Raw genomic sequence first — 19,010 nt, forward strand, 5'->3', positions numbered from 1 at the left:
GATTTTAAGTTTGAAAGCATTATGAAAATTAATCGTAAGTTAAGATTGCAGTTGCTGGCACAAAACTGGATGTTTGTGCTGGTGTTCCTGGCCCTGATCGTGATGCTAGGCTACCTCTCCAGCCAATATCGCTGGACCAGGGATATTACCCAGGCAAATCGCAACATCCTGACTCAGGGCAGTGTCAACGTGCTCAAGCAGATGGAAGGTGATATCAATATTACTGTCTACGCCACCAAGGATGATGCCAGCAATGGCGATACTTTCCGCAAGGGCATGCTCGACTTCGTTGCGCGCTATCAGCGTGAAAAGAAAAATGTCTTTATCTCCTTCGTTAACCCCTCCGAAGAGCCAAAGCTGGCGCAGGAAGCCGGTGTCAAGGTCGATGGCGAGACCATTGTTGAATACAACAAACGCAGTGAGCACATCAACCCGCCGTTTGCCGAGCAGGAAATGACCAACTTACTGGTGCGTCTGTCACGCACCAATAACCAGCCGGTCATGTACCTGGATGGGCATGGCGAACGCTTGCTGCAAGGCGTAAAAAATCACGACCTGGGCGAGTTTGGCAAACAACTGGAAAGCAAGGGTTTCAAGTTTGCCAACCCGGATCTGACCATTGCGCAGGAAGTCCCGGCCAATGGTTCTATGCTGGTGATCGCCGCACCGCAAGTGGACGTGAGCGCAGTAGAAGCCAAAAAAATCAAAGCCTATATTGAAGCCGGTGGCAATGTGCTGTGGTTGCTGGATGATGATAACCTGCGCGGTTTGCAGGAAGTGGCTGACTACCTGGGCATCAAAGTATCGTCAGGCATGGTGGTAGACCGTGCCGCCGAACAATACGGCGCGGATCCAAAAATGTCATTCGCCAGCCTGTATGGCGACCATCCGGTCACGCGTAACTTTATGTTGCGTACCGTGTTCCCGGAAGCGCATGAAGTCGATGGCCGCGCGTCAGACGACCTTGGCTGGAAAGTAGGGCGCCTGATTGATGTGGCACAGAATGGCTGGCTGGAATCAGACAAAATTCCTGCCGGTGCACAAAACCTGAAAGTACGCTTTGATCATGGTAAGGATAAACCAGGCCCTATCAATATCGGCGTGGCTCTGGAACGCCAGTACGGCAAAAAAGGACAGCGCGTGGTGGTGATTGGTAATGCCAACTTCCTGGCAAATACTTTTATCACCAATGGCGGTAACCTGGATCTGGGCATCAACATCATTAACTGGCTGGCTGGCGATGACCGTCTGATTACTATCCAGCCTATGCCATTGAAAGATATCAATATTAATATCCCTTCCGGCTCGATTGCCGCATTGGTTGTGGGGTATGGCACACAATATGTCTTGCCGATCGTCATCCTGGTTGCGGGCATGTTCTTGTGGTGGAAGCGCCGTAAAGCCTGAGTTTGAATTGTTAAAGTCGTATCGCGGACGGAGTTGCCTGCAATGAAAAAAAGATGGATATTGAACCTGTTGCTGCTGGCAGTGGTAGTCGGGATTGCACTTTTCCTGCACTTCAAGCCAGCAGAAAAAGCAGTCAGTGCCAGGTTTGAAGTGTCTACGCTCAAAATGGCCGATGCCGATGCGTTGAAGATTGAATTCCCCGCCAAGGCACCGACGGTTTTTGAACGGCAGAATGCTTACTGGATGATGCGTAAGCCCTATGCCGCCCGCGCCGATCAGATGTCTGTCCAGCGTGCCCTGTCTATTATTGCCGCAACCAGTGCCGCCAAATTGCCTTTGCAGGATGCGGCCAAATACGGGCTGGATCAACCGGAGTTAAAAGTGACTTTGTCCGGCAAGCAAGGCGAGCATGTGTTTGTTTTTGGCACGCACAATCCGGTGACTGAAGAACAATATGTGGGTTATGCGGGTAATGTGTTTTTGCTTTCAGGGCAATATAGCGAAGCGGCGGCGACGCAACCGATTGAAATGATAGACAAAAGCCCGCTGTCCCCGGCAGAGCGCAAGCAGCTGGCAGGCTTTGACCTGGCGCACCTGGAACAATGGGAAGAGAATGCGCTCAAGGTGCAACTGGCTAGCGATGGCAAATGGTCGGCCAATGACCCTAAAGCCAAGCCCACCCAGAATGAGATGAATGAGTGGCTGGATTTTACCTGGGCGCAAGCCCAGGCCACTTCAGTTGAAGTGTATACCCCGGATCGCAAACAACCTTATCCTTCATTTGAGGTGTTGCTGAAGGACGGCAAGAAAGTGCATTTTGATAAAATCCAGGAGTCGCCGGAATACCTGCTGGCACGCCCGGATGAAGGCATTATTTATCATTTCCCCAATGATGCCGGCTTCACCATGGTCAATCCGCCAGTCAATATTCAGGCACTCAAGAGTAAGTAAACGCCATGCCTGAATTACCTGAGGTAGAGGTCACCCGCCTGGGCCTGTTGCCGGTACAGGGCGCGCGCATACGCGAAGTGACTATCCGGCATCATGGACTGCGCTGGCCGATCCCAGCCGACCTGCCGCAGCATTTGCAAGGCCAGCGTGTATTGCAATTAACGCGACGGGCTAAATATATCCTGATTGAAATTGGTGACAGCACCCGCAAAGGCGTGCTGTTGCTGCATTTAGGCATGTCCGGGCGGCTATGTCTGCTGGAACGCTATTTCCCGCACGAGAAGCACGATCATGTCGACATCGCGTTTGAAGACGGACGCGTGATCCGCTTGCGTGACCCACGTCGCTTTGGTGCCGTGTTATGGTTGGATCAGGAGCCTTCGCAGCACCCCTTGCTGAGTAGCCTGGGGCCGGAACCGCTGGATGACACATTCGATGGCGAATATTTATTCCAGCAGTTACGCTCACGCAATGCAGCAATCAAGCCTACCATCATGGATGCGCATATTGTGGTCGGTGTTGGGAATATCTATGCCAGTGAATCGTTATTTCGCGCACGTATCCACCCGGAAACACCTTCCAGGCAGCTGACATTATTGCAATGCCAGTTACTGGTCGCAGAAATCAAGGCGACATTGCATGCGGCATTAGCCGCTGGGGGTAGCAGTTTGCGGGATTTTTTTGGTGCAGATGGCAATCCTGGTTATTTCCAGCAGACTTACTATGTCTATGGCCGTACAGGAGAGCCTTGCCGGGTCTGTGGGCAGCTGATCCGTACTATCCGCCTGGGTCAGCGCTCTACTTTTTTTTGTGCGACCTGTCAGCCGCGTACAGTGGCTTAACGCTTACTTTCTTCAACCAGTCTGTATCAAGTCGGATTCATTATCCGTATCGCCGTCAGGCTTGATGCAGTTGCGTCCGGCATGCTTGGCTTCATACAGATGATGGTCGGCACGTTCTACCACCTGTGCAAACGCTTCACTCTGTTGCATCTCAGCCAACCCGGCGCTGATAGTCACCCTGACCACCTGGTTATTAAAATGAAATTGCAGGCCAGCCACTGCGGCGCGGATGATTTCCGTAATGCCTCGGGCGCGGTCAATATCACAACCGGACAATAGCAGCAGGAACTCCTCACCGCCCCAGCGGCAAACAATATCTTCCTCACGCACATGAGACTTGATCAACTGTGCAATACGGGTCAAGACCAAGTCGCCTGCCTGATGGCCATAAGTATCGTTAATCAGCTTGAATAAATCGATATCCAGCAGGACTAAAGACAGCGGTTCGTCACGGCGTTTGCAGCGCGCAACCGCCTGTTTGAAATAAAACTCAAATACCTGGCGGCTGGTTGCGCCCGTCAGTTTATCCTGCGTCGCCATCGCTTCCAGTCTTTCGTGGTAGCCACGCACTGCAAAATGCGCCAGCAACAGGACAATCACGCTGATCACCAGGGCCACGGTCATGTTGATGATAAACGCTTTTTCAATGCGCTCAGAACTCGGGTCATTGACTTGTTCCACAATCAAATACCAGTCAAACTCGGGCACCAGCCGGCTGTTGAGGTATAGCGTGCTGCCATTATTGGTTTTAAATGAAAACGAGGCGCTGGGCGATGTCAGGATTTTGACAAACGCTTTATCCAGTGCCGCCTTGTTTTTGTTGTGCAGCTCGGAATGATACTGGCTGCTGCGCAACATGACTTCACCCTGTCGGTTCACAAAATAAATCTCGCGGCCATAGCGTTTCTGGTAGTTTTCTATCAGTTCGACCACTGATTGCAATGCCAGCCCGACACCGATAATGCCGATAAAGTTATTGGATTTATCCTCAATGCGGTAATTGACGAAAATGCTCAAGCGGCGGTGATCGGCAGTATCGCGATCGATATTGATGACATATGGGTGATGCGATTTTTTTGCCTCGAAATACCAGCTTTCATCCTCATTGGCTTCTGAGACTTTTTTCAGCACACCGGTAGGATGATAATAAAACCTGGATTTTTCAGAGATGAAGAACGCGGTGATTGTGTTATATTTTTTCTGGATCTGCGCCAGGTAGCTGGTCATTTTGCTGGCGTCTTTTTCGCCGCCGTTGACCCAATCAAACACAAACACATCATTGGCCATCAGTGAAGAAATCAGCAACGGTTGCAGCAAATCACGCTGGATCTCTGAGTAAATATTGTCGCTGGTGAGTGGCAGCATTTCTTGCTGCAGGCGTTCGGTGAGCGAGTCTTTGGCGACAAAGTAGCCGATCAGGCTGGTCGCCAGAAAGCCCGTCAATACAATGACGCTAAGAAGGATGGTGTAAAACCGCTTGTTAACTACCATAAGTTTCTTGCTGAGTGAAAAAAACAATCCCGGGCATTATCGCGAATGCCATACTTTTTTGTTAACTGGAACAATCACTGCTTTAAACGGTTATTCATCAATTGGTCATTTAAAAGTGATTAAAGTTTAATGCAGTGTTCAGATGCATGTTATTCCGTATGTCTGCGCGAGGCATGTTCATGCAGGTATCCATGCGGTGGTTGCGGGCTGCCGCCCAGCTTTTGCGGTAACAATGAGCCTATCACCATGGCAATGGCGCTGACCAGTAATCCCAATAATTGTGCCGGTACCAGGCTTTCTTCACCGAACATGACTTCAAGCGATATCCAACTGCCTATGCCTAAAATAATGGCAGCCAGTGCACCCTGGCTGGTAGCGCGCTTCCAGAATGCGCCAAATACCAATGGCACAAAAGCACCCGCCAGCGTGATCTTATAGGCGCTTTCCACCATGCCAAAAATGGAGAGTTCAGAGTTCAGTGCATAAAACAGCACCATGGCGGCAAAACCCACCAGGCACAGGCGCATGACACGCAGGAAGGCGTGGTCACTCATGTCAGGCACAAAGCCCTTGATCACGTTTTCAGCAAAGGTCACTGAAGGAGCCAGCAGCGTCGCCGATGAGCAACTCATGATCGCTGACAGCACGGCACCGAAGAAAATCGCCTGCGCCAGCAATGGTGTGTGGGTCAGTACCAGCGTAGGTAACACGCGTTGCGAGTCCGTTTCAACCAGCGCGCCAAAGGTGGCCGGGTCGATCAAGGTTGCCGCGTAAGCAATAAACATCGGCACAAAGGTGAAACAGAAATAGATACTGGCGCCGAGCAGCGATCCCCACAAGGCGATATTGGCAGTCTTGGCCGAGGTGATGCGCTGGAAAACATCTTGCTGCGGGATTGAGCCCAGCATCATGGTCAGCCAGCCGCCGAGGAAAGTCAGCCAGACGCTCCAGTTGGTCGATTGCGGGAAAAAATGCAGTTTTCCGGCATTGCGCGCATGCTCAATCACCGGCGCAACACCGCCAGTTTGACCAGACACGATGCTGGCAATGTAGAGCAGGCCGCCAATGACGACGATCATCTGCACAAAATCGAGGATGGCGACTGACAGCATACCGCCCAACGTGGTGTAGGTGAGCACAATCGCGGTGCCAACTATCATGCCGGTCGGTTCTGAGATATAGCCATTGCTGATCAGGTTGAAGATCAGGCCCAGTGCCTTGATTTGCGCGGCTACCCAGCCCATGTAAGACACCACGATGGCGATGGTGGTGAGAATCTCGACCGTGCGGTTATAGCGCATGCGGTAAAAGTCCCCCAGCGTGAGGATATTCAGTTTGTACAGGCGGCTGGAAAAGAAAATGCCAGCCAGGATCAGGCACATGCTGGAGCCAAACGGGTCGGCGGCAATGCCGGTCAAGCCTTCACGCACAAAGGTCGCAGAGACGCCAAACACCGCTTCGGCGCCAAACCAGGTGGCAAACACGGTAGCAGTGACCACCGGTAGCGGTAAATGGCGGCCAGCCACCGCATAATCTTTTGTGCTGTGGACGTTTCTGGCAGCGACCAGGCCGATCCCGATAGAGACCAGTAAATACGCCATGACAAACCAGATCAGCACTGTCCGTTTCCCTTAAAGCCGTTGCAAACGGCAGATTTTAAAACAAAAATTATTGATTGATAACGTTTCTTTTTGGCAGGAAATAAAAAAGCCTGAATCTCAGGCTTTTCTACCATGCAGAACATAAGCGTGTATTGAGCAAAGCTTATGTCATCCAGAACAGGATCAGGCTACTCACTTGCACGAGCACTAATGCCGCAATAGCTGCACCTAACCATTTTTGCCATTGGGATTGTTTCTGCTGGGTAGCCAGCAGGGTATCAATATAAGTTTGCTGTTTTGCGAACTCACTCTGGTTGCGCAAATACTGCTCGAATAGCCTGGGTATTTCAGCCGCGTGCGCGAGCACATAGGGCAGTTCGTGTTTCGCCGATTTGATCAACCTGCGCCAGCCTATCTGTTCACTCATCCAGCGTTTGAGGAAGGGTTTTGCGCTATGCCATAAGTCGATATTCGGGTCCAGCTCGCGCCCCATACCTTCGATATTCAGCAGGGTTTTTTGCAGCATGATCAGCTGCGGCTGGATGTTGACGCCAAAACGACGCGACATCTGGAACAGGCTGAGCAGGGTACGGCCAAAGGAGATATCCTTAAGCGGCTTCTCGAAGATAGGTTCGCAAATGGCGCGGATTGCCGTTTCCAACGCTTCCACATTGGTATCCGCAGGTACCCAGCCAGATTCGATATGTGCTACCGCAACATCACGGTAGTCACGGTTGAAAAATGCCAGGAAATTACGCGCCAGGTAATACTGGTCTGTAGGTGACAAGCTACCCATAATGCCAAAATCCAGCGCAATAAACTTGCCTTTGTCCGGCCCTTCGGTGACCACCTGGATATTGCCCGGATGCATGTCGGCATGAAAGAAACCATCGCGGAACACCTGGGTAAAAAAGATTTCAACGCCTTCGTGTGCGAGTTGCGTCAGGTTGATGCCAGCGGCCCTCAGGGCTTCAGTATTGCGTACAGGCGTGCCGAACATGCGTTGCATGGTCATCACCTGTTTGCGCGAATAATCCCAATATACAACAGGCACCAGCAGGCGTTTGTCACTGAAGTTGCGGCCCAGTTGCGAGCACTGCGCGGCTTCCAGGGTCAGGTCCAGTTCGTGCTCGGTGTGGCGTGCAAATTCTTCCACCATTTCATCCGGTTTCAGGCGGCGGCCCTCGCTGGATAGTTTTTTTACCCACCAGGCGATGGTACGTAATAAGGCGATATCCCTGTGGATGATGGCTGCAATGCCTGGACGCAAGACTTTGACGGCCACCTGTTCGCCACTATGCAGCGTGGCAAAATGCACTTGCGCAACAGAGGCACTGGCGACTGGTACCGGGTCAAATTCGGCGTAAGTGCTGTTCAGAGGCGCATTAAATGCTTCAATCAAAATCGCTTCCACCTGGCTAAACGCAAATGGCGGCACCTGGTCTTGCAGTTTGGTGAGTTCATCCGCGACATCAGGTGGCAGCAGGTCGCGGCGGGTAGACAGCATCTGGCCGAATTTAACGAAGATAGGCCCTAGCGTTTCCAGTGCCAGCCTCAGCCGGATCGCGCGTTGTTGCGGTGCGCTGCGCCAGAAGAAAAGCAGGTTCAGCAGACGCGGCAATAGATTGGACTTCTCTTCACGTACAAAAAAGATGTCCAGCCGGTACCAGATAAATACACCGATAATATGAAAGAAACGAAACCAGTGCATGTTTATCGGCTTTCTGAGGAAGAGGTGTTTGCCAGCAATTTATCCACGCGCGATTGCAGGCGATCAGTATCTTCACGCAAGCGGTCTACAGACTGATTAAAGTGTTCTATGCTGGTTTTTTTTGCGATCAGTGGCTGTTCTTCCTGCCAGTATTCCACCAGCATTTCCCCCAGGTTTTTGGCATTGGCCTGTAACTTCCGGAATTTTTCCTGGCCAAGCTCTACCACTTGATAGGCCGCAATGTCGCCGACCACTTTGCTTAAATCGCCTTCTACATCCCAGCGCGCGGCAGATAGTATTTTGCCGACTTCAATGCCTAACGCCACATCGCCTTCGATTTTTATCAGGCTGGCGGCCAGCGGGTCTTTGCGCATTAAACGCATGACCAGGCTGGGTGGTAAATGGATGGTGGCATCCGCAGTGGCAGAATCAGCCGCGACGGCCAGTTCGCCATTGGGCAAAATAGTCAGGTTGACTTGTGCGACCTTGAAATCAAACCTCAGCGTCTGGTTGGCATAAGGTTGCAGCAGCGGCGCCGTCCAGTCGTTTTGCTGCATCAGGTGCTGCAACACAAATTGAATCAATGGTTTAAACATAGAATTAGAGTTTAATGCCTTTGTGCAATGCGACGACGCCTGCGGTCAGGTTGTAATAATCCACCTTCGCAAAGCCTGCGTCATGCATCATTTTCTTCAGGGTTTCCTGATCCGGATGCATGCGTATGCTTTCCGCCAGGTAACGATAGCTGGGTTCGTCATTGGCGATCCATTTGCCCAGCTTGGGTAGCAGTTTGAAAGAGTAGGTATCGTACAGTTTTTCCAGCGGCTGCCAGACTTTGGAGAACTCCAGCACCAGCAAGCGTCCGCCGGGTTTCAGCACGCGCTGCATTTCGCGCAGGGCATTGTCTTTATGTGTCATGTTGCGCAAACCGAATGCCACGATGACACAGTTAAACGATTCATCGGCAAAGGGTAGGGTTTCAGCGTTGCATTGCGCGGCTGGCACAGTCAGCCCGGCATCTATCATACGGTCACGGCCCACGCCCAGCATGGAGGCATTGATATCTGTCAAAATGACCTGGCCGGGATTGTGCGCCGATTGCGTGCCGACTTTTTTAGCAAACAAGCTGGATAAATCGCCACTGCCGCCTGCAATATCCAGCACCTTGTCACCCTGGCCAACGCCGCTGACATCGACTGCAAAACGCTTCCACACACGGTGTAGCCCGGCTGACATGACGTCATTCATGATGTTGTATTTTTGCGCGACCGAATGGAACACCTCGCCGACCTTTTTTTGCTTGTCGTGCTCAGCCACGGTCTCGAAACCGAAGTGGGTGGTTTTTTGCTGTCCTGGCGTGTCTTGCATGTTTAAGTTTCCTTGCGCGGCTGACCGGCGATGGTCAGTTTGGTGATGTAGTCCTGCCACAGGCTTTCATAGTGCTGGGCCAGGTAGTACAAATAATCCCATGAATACAGGCCCGTATCATGACCGTCGTCAAATATCAGCTTGACGGCATATCTGCCCACCGGTTCGATGCCGCTGATGTTGACAAGTTCTTTGCCTATCTGCAGGACTTCCTGCCCGGCGCCATGGCCACGCACTTCGGCAGAAGGCGAGTACACGCGCAAAAACTCGCATGACAGCATGCATTCGGTATCGTTATCGAAATGAATTTCCAGCAAGCGCGAGCCCTGATGCAACTGGATCAGGGTAGGGATGGGTGAATCTGGGAGAAGACCGCTCATAAGATTGAAGAAAGTCGTGTTTCAGGCCGTTATATGACTAATGCGCATGATAGCAGATGACAACCGCCTACGCATAAATGCGTATAAAGCTAATCTTATGGTTGATAATTCATTTTATTTATGAATTAATGGCTATACCTACATGATTTATTTGAACTTTTCTGAAATCGTGATAGATTAGCAAAAAACAGGCAATCCTAAGTAGGTTACCGAATAACTATTAAGCAGGTCCTATGGAAAATAACAGACTGGCACAACAATTTGATTTGTATACACGCTGGCGTGAAACAATTGCTGATGTACTGGGGGAGTATCGGCGCTGGTTGGCCGATAAGCAGCTTAGCGATGTGCAACTTGAAGAACGTATTCAGCATCAGCTTAACCGTTTACGCGAAGATAAGCTGAATGTCGCATTTGTAGCCGAATTTTCACGCGGTAAATCCGAGCTTATCAACGCCATTTTCTTTTCTGATTATGGTCATCGATTATTACCTTCCGGCGCCGGGCGCACCACCATGTGTCCCACCGAGTTGCGCTATGACATGGGTAAACCCGTCAGCCTGTCGCTGTTGCCCATCGAAAGCAGTGCCAACCAGATTTCTATCAGTGAATACCGGCGCATGCCACAGGCATGGTCTGTGATCGAGTTTGATGCCCATTCACGCGAGAGCATGGTCGAAGCATTTAAAGAGGTCAGCCGCACACGTCGCGTCACACTCGAGGAAGCACAAACACTAGGGTTATACCATCCCGATCATCCTGACGATTTAATGCTGATCGGGCAGGATGGCCTGATGGAAATCCCTTGCTGGCGTTATGCCGTGATTAATTTCCCGCACACCTTGCTCAAGCAGGGCCTGGTGATCCTCGATACGCCGGGATTGAATGCCATAGGCGCCGAACCTGAGTTGACCATGAGCATGCTGCCGAATGCACATGCGGTCCTGTTTATCCTCGGTGCGGATACCGGCGTCACCAAATCTGAAATGGAAGTCTGGCGCCGTTATATCAGTGGTGCGCGCTGGAAGCAAAAAGGGCGCATCGCCGTTCTCAATAAAATCGACGGCTTGTGGGACCCGCTGAAAACCGACGACGAGATACAAATCGAACTCTCGCGTCAGCTACAGACTACTGCCGAATTACTCGGTCTGTCGCGTGACCAGATCTTGCCCACCTCGGCACAAAAAGGGTTGCTGGCAAAAGTCACTGGCGATCACCAGTTGCTGGCGAAAAGCCGCTTGTTGCAACTGGAAAAAAATCTTTCCGAGGAGCTGATCCCTGCCAAGCAGGAAATTGTGCGCGAAAGTATCCATAGCGAAATTGAAGATATGGTGTTGCAAACGCGCGGTATCCTGGAAACCCGCTTGCAAAGTGTGCTGGACCAAACTGAAGAGCTACGCTGCCTGCAAGGCAAAAACGAAGATGTGATCGCGCAAATGATGCGCAAGGTCAAACAGGACAAAGTCAATTTTGAAGTCGGGTTGCAGCGCTACCAGGCGTTACGCAGTGTATTCTCGGTGCAATCCAGCCAGCTGTTCCATCATCTGGGCATGCCAGCACTGAAAAACAAAGTGCGCGAAACACGTGACAGCATGATGAAAGCGTCGTTTACCAAAACCATGCGCCAGGCGATGGATGATTTTTTCAGTGACCTGAAACGCCGCTTGATGGAAGCCGATGTGCATGTGCATGAAATCAAAAAAATGATGGAAGCCATGTATGAAAAATTCTCAAAAGAGCATGGCCTGCTACAAAAAACGCCACCGCCATTCTCAACCTCGCGTTATCTCAAAGCACTGAATAAACTGGAAACCATATACCGCGATCAGTTTAATACTACCTTCAACATGATCGCGCATGAGAAATTCACCCTCACCAGCAAGTTTTTTGAAACCCTGGCTAGCCACGTCATCCTGGAGTATGAAGCGGCTAACCGCGATGCCGAAAGCTGGTTGAAAGCAGTGATCGCGCCTATGGAAAGCCAGATGCGCGAGCACCATGTGCAACTGAAACGCCGTGTGGAAAGTATTAAACGGATTTACCAGGCAACAGATACACTGGAAGAGCGGATTGCCGATCTGGAACAGGTTGAGTTAACTATCCGCCAGCAACTGGCCGAACTGGATCAACTCAATGGTAAAGCGCTGCTCGCCTTGCAGCATGAAGAAGTGATAGTGCAGGCGGCTTAAAGAATATACCTTAAAGGATATACATAGTGCAGAAACAGAAACGGGTGCCTGGGCACCCGTTTTTATTACTTGCTTTCCAGCATGTAAGTCTTGATTTTCTGCATCGCCTTTTGCTCGATCTGGCGAATACGTTCGGCAGACACATTGAACTCCGCAGCCAGTTCGTGCAGGGTAGAGACATCGCCCTCAGTCAACCAGCGCGCCTGTAACACACGGCGGCTACGCTCATCCAACTGTTGCAAGGCCGCGCTCAATCCTTCAGTCTGCATATGCTCGGTTTGCAGCGTTTCCAGCAATACTGATGGCTCTGGGCCTTCGTCCTGCAGGTAAGCAATCGGGCTATACACATCTTCGCCGTCGTCATCTACCTGCGCGTCCAATGGAATCTCCTGACCGTTCAGGCGATATTCCATCTCGACCACTTCTTCAGGCTTCACATTCAATTCAGTGGCGATACGGTTTACATCGTCCGGGCTTAAAGTCTCAAATCCTTGCTTCATGCTACGCAAATTAAAGAACAACTTGCGTTGTGCTTTAGTGGTCGCGGTTTTCACCAGACGCCAGTTGCGCACAATATATTCATGAATCTCGGCTTTAATCCAGTGCATGGCAAACGAAACCAGACGCACGCCGCGCTCAGGGTCAAAACGTTTCACCGCTTTCATCAAGCCAATGTTGCCTTCCTGGATCAGGTCTGCTTGCGGCAAACCATAACCACTATAGCCACGCGCGATGCTGGCTACCAGGCGCAAATGCGACACAATCAACGCACGTGCGGATTCCAGGTCACCAGTCTTGTTCAGGCTTGTGGCATAGCTGTATTCTTCTTCAGGCGTCAAAATTGGAAACTGCTTAATGGTTCGCAGGTATTTATCCAGGCTATCAGCGGATGAAACAACAGGTATAGTCAAAGCGTTAATGGTAAAGCTCCTTGTGAAAGAAGATGTTTAAACTAATTTTAGCACTCATGGAGTGAGAGTGCTAGTCTGGAAAAAAGTTTCAGTAATTCATTAAAGATGAATAGCTTTTCAATGTCTTCAAATGCGGCAAGCGAAAGCTGGGATTTAATCTTCCAGATTGTGATGCCAGAAAGTCTTTAGCGTAAGCACCCTTCAATGCGTAGCTATCGTTTTACCCTGCACTTTTAACACGCACCATGCGCACAGCATTATGCTGTCAAATGCCATGGCGAAAGCTCTGAGTTCAAGCATCAGTCATGGTCGTGGCCACGGCCCGGCCCACGGTTGCCATGTTTGGGGCCGTTGCCTCGTCCTTTCTTGTCATAGTGATCATGCCGATGATCATCTCTTCTCTCCCTGTAGTGTCCGTGGTCATGGCCTGGTCCGGTAGTATAAGTAACGTAGCTAGGTGCGTACACGTTTTGATACCAGGCGTCTTGCACAAAATAAACCTGTCTGCCGCATGCGCCATAATGACCACAATAACGCCCCCATTTTTTCATCTGGCCTGGTGGCACGCGTAAATACATAGGTGCTTGCACAACGGCGACTGGTGGCGGTTGAATAATGACTGGCTGGGCATAAATGACTTGGGGCGCGGGGTAGGGGTTGCCTAATACGATCTGCCCATAGAAACCAGGCTGACCTATGCTGACTGCTACATTGGTATCTGCATAGGCAGAAATGCCGCCCGCCAAAAGAAATACTCCGATTGCTAAATGTTTAATCATGGCCAACCTTCTTTCAAATGAAACATGCTTTGCTATGTCGTTAAAGCATAAAAAATAATGCACTTGAGCGCATTCTAAAAACCTACTCAAGTGGAAAATAGTCTCATTAATCTGATAGCAGTGTCAGAGTCGGCTGACAGGGCGATAGGAATTTATCCTAACAAAGAAGCCAGGGTGGAGTGGCCGCGCTGGGCGAAGGTGGTATTTTTTTGGCCATGCATGGAAATTAAATATTCATTTCCATGCATGGCATTGCTGTAAGGCTTTAACTTTTAAGCAGAAATCTATTTGATGTTCCGTATCGCCGTCCATCCCAAGTCATGCATACAAACCACAAAGGCGCGTTTGAACGTCTGGGTTTTGTAGTCGGGTAAATAGTCAGGGCCTAGTTTTTTCTCGCAGGACACTTGATCCTGTTTCAGCTTGTCTGGGAAAGCACCCATTTTCCACCATGAGTTAATCGCGTATTCCACATTGGGGCCGTCGTTCACTGTTGAGTGAGTGGCGGGCGTGTCTGCTTTATCTTCCGTAATCTTGCTGCTTGTCGTGGCCGGGGCGGCGTGTGCCGCTACTTCGGCAGGCCGGGTCGCAGCTGTTGCCGTGTTCTGTGGCGGTTTTACAACACCGACTGCTGCTGGTTTTTCCTTTTTATCCGGTGTGACCTCAATAAACGGGCTTGGCTTGCTAATGACTTCCTCATGGTTGTCGCGTGTTTCTATCGTCGCAAACAGCGGGTCCATGGCATCTACCTTTGGTTTTTGCCAGCCCTGTTCTGCCAGGCAGGCCGCCAGTTGCTCACCGCTGCCGCGGCAGGCTTGATGGGCTCTATCTATATCTTGTTGCGATCCGCCACGTTTGTAGGAAACCTCACCACAGCCGGGTAATAAAGCGATCAGAAATAAGTAAGTTAAAAGACGCATTGCGAGCCCTGTTCTCAATTTGTTATGTGCAGTCTAGCGGTGTTTGGTATGAAGCATCACTACGCAAATTGACGTATTTGTCCTACACCGCTCTCTCGTTAATCTGGGCACAAGTTTTGATCGACTGTGATTGTTTGAAGTTAACGAGAAAGGGAGTTTTAGATGATGAATATTAAGAAATGTGCCTTGCATACTGCGGTAGCAATGGCTTGTGGCCTGGGTGTGCAACTGGCAAATGCGGGTGCCACCATCAGTTTTGGTGAAGATAAGTATATCAGTGCTGGCTTTGGTTTTATCACAAGTTATAACTCTGTTGAAGATGCTTCTAACAACGGTAGTGACCGCTCCAACGATTTCACACTGGACAGTGCGCGTTTGTATTTGTCAGGCTCATTCAATAAATACATCAAGGGTATGTTGAACACCGAGAAATCCGGTGGCGGTAGTGATGTTGGCAGCAACATCGAGGTGATCGATGCCAACGTGCAGTTCCAGGTAACACCTGAAGTGGCTATCTGGGCAGGTCGTTTCCTGTCACCTAGTGACCGCGCCAACATGGCAGGCCCTTACTACTCTATGGGTGGTGGCTACTGGGCAAATATTGCTTCTCGCTATGGCTGGAACGGTGGTGTGATCGGTCGTGATGAAGGTGTGGCTATTGTTACAAGCTTTCTTGAAGATCATTTAGCTGTTTCTTTCGGTGCGTTTGAAGGCGATAAAACATTCCGCTTCAGCGGCGTGGGCGCTCAAGGTGAATCTGCAGCCGTTAAAGACAAACTCATGTATGCCGGTCGCGTGCAATACAACTTCTGGGATGCTGAGCCAGGTTATTACGGCACAGGTAACTACTTTGGTGCCAAAGATATTCTTTCTATCGGTATCGCTGGCCGTATGAAAAAAGATGGTGCGGTGGCGACTGGTGGTTTAGCTGGTGATTATAAATCTTACAGTGTCGACTTTCTGTTAGAGAAGAAAGATGTAGGTCCAGGCACATTCTCAGCCGAAGCAGCTTACTACTACTACGATACAGATAATGTATTTCTGGGAGAACAAGGTAAAGCTTACTCCGCAGGCCTGGGCTACTTGTTCAGTGATCCAGTCGGCTGGGGCAAGATCATGCCTATCGTCCGTTATCAGAAATTTGACGCAGACGGCACAACAACTGCAGCCAGCGTGAACACCCGTACCGGTGCAGATACCAAGCGTTTTGAGATTGGCGCGAATTACATCATTGCCCCATACAACTCAGTGATAACTGCTACTTTGGGCAAAACTGATACGCCGACAACTTCTAGCGACAACTTCTTCAAAGTCGCATTACAGATGCAATTCTAATCTGACCTTATAACCCTTTCTCACCTAACTTTTCTTATTAGGAGATGAGTGACATGAAAACAATAGTAAAACTGGATTTGGATAAAAAACCATGGGAACAGGACGGCCAGATCCATAACCGCTGGCATCCTGACCTGCCCATGATCGCCATGGTCAAGCCTGGTGATGAGTTCCGGGTGGAATGTATGGACTGGACCGGTGGCCAGATCGGTAACAACGACAGCGCCAACGATATCCGTGACGTGGACCTGACCCAGGTGCATTACCTGAGCGGCCCTATCGGTGTTGAAGGTGCTGAACCGGGTGACCTGATGGTAGTTGAGATTCTGGATGTCGGTACGTTTGACGACCAGCAATGGGGTTTTAACGGCCTGTTTGCCAAAGAGAATGGCGGTGGTTTCCTCACTGACCACTTCCCTAAGGCCAGCAAGTCGATCTGGGATTTCCACGGTGTGTACACCACCTCCCGCCATGTGCCTAAGGTACGTTATGCCGGCATCATGCACCCGGGTTTGATCGGTTGCCTGCCATCACGCGAATTACTGGAGACCTGGAATGAGCGCGAAGCTGCGCTGATCGCCACCGATCCAGACCGCGTGCCGGCACTGGCACTGCCACCAGAGCCTAAATCTGCTGTGATGGGCCGTTTGTCCGGCGACGCTGCCACAAAAGCGGCGGCTGAGGGTGCACGTACTGTGCCACCACGTGATCACGGTGGTAACTGCGACATCAAGAACCTGACCAAAGGCTCAAAAATATTCTTCCCGGTCTACGTGAAGGATGGCGGCCTCTCCATGGGTGACCTGCACTTCTCCCAGGGCGATGGTGAAATCACTTTCTGCGGCGCGATTGAGATGGCTGGTTACCTGGATATCAAGGTCAGCCTGATCAAAGACGGTGTGAAGAAATATGCGATTAAAAACCCGATCTTCCAGCCTAGCCCAATCACACCGACTTACCGTGATTATGTGATTTTTGAAGGTATTTCAGTCGATGAAGCTGGCAAGCAACATTACCTGGATGTACACGTCGCTTACCGTCAGGCTTGCCTGAACGCGATCGAGTACCTGAAGAAATTCGGCTACAGCGGTGAACAGGCAGTGGCTATCCTCGGCACGGCCCCGGTAGAAGGGCATATCAGCGGCATCGTGGATATCCCGAATGCGTGTGCCACCTTGTGGATCCCGACCGAGATCTTCGAGTTTGATATCCGCCCGAATGCTGACGGACCGAAGATCGAAGTGCCGCCGGGTATTAGCGTGGCGCCAAGTACTTAATTTGCAGGCAGTAGAAGGTCAAGTTTTCAAAAGCCAGGTTTGCATAAGGCCAAGTTTAAAAGGGAAGTGTACAGATGCCTCTTTACGAATATGAGTGTGACAGTTGTGGTGTGTTTACCGCGCTACGCAAAATGAGTGAATCCAGTTTGCCAGCTGATTGCGAGTGCTGTGGGTCTGAAAGCCCGCGCATCCTCTCGGTGCCCAAACTGGCCATCATGGGCAAGCAACAGCGGTCCGCACATGAACGTAACGAGAAGTCTGCCCACGAGCCACGCAGTGGTCGCCGCTCAAGTTGTGGTTGCACAGGGTCACATACCTGCAAAACCACTACCAAAGTGAACCCTGATAACGGCAAACCGGCGATGCAGATGCAAACCAAGAAAACGGCCAGGCCATGGATGATCGGACACTAACCAGTCATCCGCAATCAATGCAGTACCTGAACAGAGTATGTAGTGAGCAATGTTTCAAGTTGAAGTTAACTGATTTTTAAAGGAGAGTTGTAATGAGTACCTTGAACAGAAGGGGTTTTATCAAAGGCGCGATGCTTGGTGCCATGATGGCAGCGGGTCTCGTTACCGGACACGCATTTGCTGCAGATTTTCCAACGGCAAAAGTGAACACCACCGGCCTGGCAGTGACTGATACCACAGTAAAAGTCGGTATCCTGCACTCCGCCACCGGCACGATGGCGATCAGTGAAACAGGTTCTATCCAGGCTGAAAAGCTGGCGATCGAGCAGATCAACGCCATGGGCGGTATCTTGGGCCGCAAGATCGAAATCGTACAGGAAGATGGCGCTTCAGACTGGCCGACTTTTGCTGAAAAAGCGAAGAAACTGCTGGAAAAAGACAAAGTGGCTTCTGTGATGGGCTGCTGGACATCTGCTTCACGTAAGGCGGCTTTGCCAGTGTTTGAAAAAGATAACGGCTTGCTGTTCTACCCGACTTTCTATGAAGGTTTAGAGCAATCCAAAAACGTGTTCTATACAGGTCAGGAAGCAACACAGCAAATCCTGGCAGGTCTGGACTGGATCGCCAAAGAGAAAAAAGCCAAAACTTTCTACCTGATCGGCTCTGACTATATCTGGCCACGTACTTCCATGAAAATTGCCCGTAAACACATCGAGCAACACCTGGGCGGCAAAGTGGTGGGTGAAGAGTACATTGCTTTGGGCGACACGCAATTTGGTTCTGTGATCAACAAGATCAAACTGAAAAAACCTGATGTGATCTACGCAGCGGTTGTGGGCGGCAGTAATGTGGCCTGGTTCAAACAGTTGAACGCAGCTGGCTTGAACTCCAGCAAGCAAACAATGCTGACTATCTCGGTAACTGAAGATGAAGTATTAGGCATCGGTGGCGAAAACCTGGCTGGTTTCTACTCAGCAATGAAATACTTCCAGTCGCAAGACAATGATTCAAACAAGAAATTTGTTGAAGCATTCAAAAAACGCTGGGGTAAAGATGCTGTGATCGGCGACGTAACCCAAGCTGCTTACCTGGGCCCATGGTTGTACAAGGCTGCTGTTGAGCGCGCAGGTAGCTTCGATGTAGATAAAGTACAAGCTGCATTGCCAGGCTACGAGTTCAAAGATGCACCTGAAGGTTCTGTGACTGTAGAAGCTAACCATCACCTGACCACCAAGTTGCGTATTGGTCAATGGGGCAAAGATGGCCAGGCGAAAGTGGTCTACACCTCTGGCTACATCAAACCTGATCCGTTTCCAAAAGGCTACCAATAAACTGGTCTTGTCTTAAATAGCTGACGCGGTAGCCGGTTAACCCGGCTACCGTTTGGCACAAGTAACAAAAACTCAACACAGAATCATTATAGAAATTGCATTTA

At 50.5% G+C, this 19,010-nt stretch carries 17 protein-coding genes; 8 read left to right on the forward strand and 9 right to left on the reverse strand.

The annotated features are described in order from the left end of the window. Positions 1-21: 21 nt before the first annotated feature. Genes ACSSVF_RS07800 through mutM form a run of 3 tightly spaced genes read left to right on the forward strand, consistent with a single transcriptional unit; the run spans position 22 to position 3,200 of the window. On the forward strand, positions 22-1,407 hold the full coding sequence (locus tag ACSSVF_RS07800; protein WP_492402600.1) for a GldG family protein: 1,386 nt from the start codon (positions 22-24) through the stop codon (positions 1,405-1,407). Positions 1,408-1,449: 42 nt separating this feature from the next. Next, the gene (locus ACSSVF_RS07805; RefSeq protein ID WP_492402601.1) at positions 1,450-2,358 is read left to right on the forward strand and encodes a DUF4340 domain-containing protein; all 909 of its coding nucleotides are present in this window, start codon (positions 1,450-1,452) and stop codon (positions 2,356-2,358) included. Positions 2,359-2,363: 5 nt separating this feature from the next. Next, positions 2,364-3,200: a bifunctional DNA-formamidopyrimidine glycosylase/DNA-(apurinic or apyrimidinic site) lyase gene (gene mutM / locus ACSSVF_RS07810; protein ID WP_492402603.1), complete on the forward strand. Its 837-nt coding sequence runs from the start codon at positions 2,364-2,366 to the stop codon at positions 3,198-3,200. Between the two features lie 12 nt (positions 3,201-3,212). Here the strand turns inward: mutM and ACSSVF_RS07815 are convergent, their stop codons facing one another. The 6 genes from ACSSVF_RS07815 to ACSSVF_RS07840 all read right to left on the reverse strand — a co-directional run bounded on the left by ACSSVF_RS07815 (position 3,213) and on the right by ACSSVF_RS07840 (position 9,751). Next, positions 3,213-4,691: a sensor domain-containing diguanylate cyclase gene (locus ACSSVF_RS07815; protein WP_492402605.1), complete on the reverse strand. Its 1,479-nt coding sequence runs from the start codon at positions 4,689-4,691 to the stop codon at positions 3,213-3,215. Between the two features lie 149 nt (positions 4,692-4,840). Continuing rightward, positions 4,841-6,310 carry a high affinity choline transporter 1 gene (locus tag ACSSVF_RS07820; RefSeq protein WP_492402607.1) on the reverse strand — a complete coding sequence of 490 codons (1,470 nt, stop codon included), beginning with the start codon at positions 6,308-6,310 and terminating at the stop codon, positions 4,841-4,843. A 145-nt stretch (positions 6,311-6,455) separates the two neighbouring features. Next, on the reverse strand, positions 6,456-8,003 hold the full coding sequence (ubiB, locus tag ACSSVF_RS07825; protein ID WP_492402608.1) for a ubiquinone biosynthesis regulatory protein kinase UbiB: 1,548 nt from the start codon (positions 8,001-8,003) through the stop codon (positions 6,456-6,458). Between the two features lie 2 nt (positions 8,004-8,005). Further along, on the reverse strand, positions 8,006-8,599 hold the full coding sequence (locus ACSSVF_RS07830) for a ubiquinone biosynthesis accessory factor UbiJ (protein ID WP_492402610.1): 594 nt from the start codon (positions 8,597-8,599) through the stop codon (positions 8,006-8,008). A gap of 4 nt (positions 8,600-8,603) precedes the next feature. Further along, entirely contained in the window at positions 8,604-9,371 is a 768-nt protein-coding gene (gene ubiE / locus ACSSVF_RS07835; protein WP_492402612.1) for a bifunctional demethylmenaquinone methyltransferase/2-methoxy-6-polyprenyl-1,4-benzoquinol methylase UbiE, read from the reverse strand. Between the two features lie 2 nt (positions 9,372-9,373). After that, entirely contained in the window at positions 9,374-9,751 is a 378-nt protein-coding gene (locus tag ACSSVF_RS07840; RefSeq protein ID WP_492402614.1) for a gamma-butyrobetaine hydroxylase family protein, read from the reverse strand. A gap of 233 nt (positions 9,752-9,984) precedes the next feature. Here ACSSVF_RS07840 and ACSSVF_RS07845 point away from each other — a divergent pair, with 233 nt between their 5' ends. Further along, positions 9,985-11,940 carry a dynamin family protein gene (locus ACSSVF_RS07845; RefSeq protein WP_492402616.1) on the forward strand — a complete coding sequence of 652 codons (1,956 nt, stop codon included), beginning with the start codon at positions 9,985-9,987 and terminating at the stop codon, positions 11,938-11,940. A 65-nt stretch (positions 11,941-12,005) separates the two neighbouring features. On the opposite strand, the gene rpoH is transcribed toward ACSSVF_RS07845, so the two are convergent. The 3 genes from rpoH to ACSSVF_RS07860 all read right to left on the reverse strand — a co-directional run bounded on the left by rpoH (position 12,006) and on the right by ACSSVF_RS07860 (position 14,550). Continuing rightward, positions 12,006-12,806 (reverse strand): RNA polymerase sigma factor RpoH, encoded by an 801-nt coding sequence (gene rpoH, locus ACSSVF_RS07850; protein ID WP_492406328.1) that lies wholly within the window; start codon positions 12,804-12,806, stop codon positions 12,006-12,008. A gap of 344 nt (positions 12,807-13,150) precedes the next feature. After that, complete coding sequence (locus ACSSVF_RS07855) at positions 13,151-13,630, reverse strand: hypothetical protein (protein WP_492402618.1); 480 nt, start codon at positions 13,628-13,630, stop codon at positions 13,151-13,153. 284 nt (positions 13,631-13,914) lie between these two features. Further along, positions 13,915-14,550: a hypothetical protein gene (locus ACSSVF_RS07860; RefSeq protein ID WP_492402620.1), complete on the reverse strand. Its 636-nt coding sequence runs from the start codon at positions 14,548-14,550 to the stop codon at positions 13,915-13,917. 162 nt (positions 14,551-14,712) lie between these two features. Here ACSSVF_RS07860 and ACSSVF_RS07865 point away from each other — a divergent pair, with 162 nt between their 5' ends. The 4 genes from ACSSVF_RS07865 to urtA all read left to right on the forward strand — a co-directional run bounded on the left by ACSSVF_RS07865 (position 14,713) and on the right by urtA (position 18,906). Next, a complete protein-coding gene (locus ACSSVF_RS07865) occupies positions 14,713-15,885 on the forward strand; it encodes a porin (protein ID WP_492402622.1) in 1,173 nt (390 codons plus the stop codon). A gap of 53 nt (positions 15,886-15,938) precedes the next feature. Further along, positions 15,939-17,162, forward strand: coding sequence for a formamidase (gene fmdA, locus ACSSVF_RS07870; RefSeq protein WP_444702497.1), 1,224 nt, complete (start codon positions 15,939-15,941; stop codon positions 17,160-17,162). Positions 17,163-17,236: 74 nt separating this feature from the next. After that, complete coding sequence (locus ACSSVF_RS07875) at positions 17,237-17,575, forward strand: FmdB family zinc ribbon protein (protein ID WP_055867841.1); 339 nt, start codon at positions 17,237-17,239, stop codon at positions 17,573-17,575. Positions 17,576-17,667: 92 nt separating this feature from the next. Further along, on the forward strand, positions 17,668-18,906 hold the full coding sequence (gene urtA, locus ACSSVF_RS07880; RefSeq protein ID WP_492402625.1) for an urea ABC transporter substrate-binding protein: 1,239 nt from the start codon (positions 17,668-17,670) through the stop codon (positions 18,904-18,906). Positions 18,907-19,010 lie beyond the last annotated feature (104 nt).

It is taken from the genome of Methylophilus sp. E2MeOHC9, from assembly GCF_058744375.1.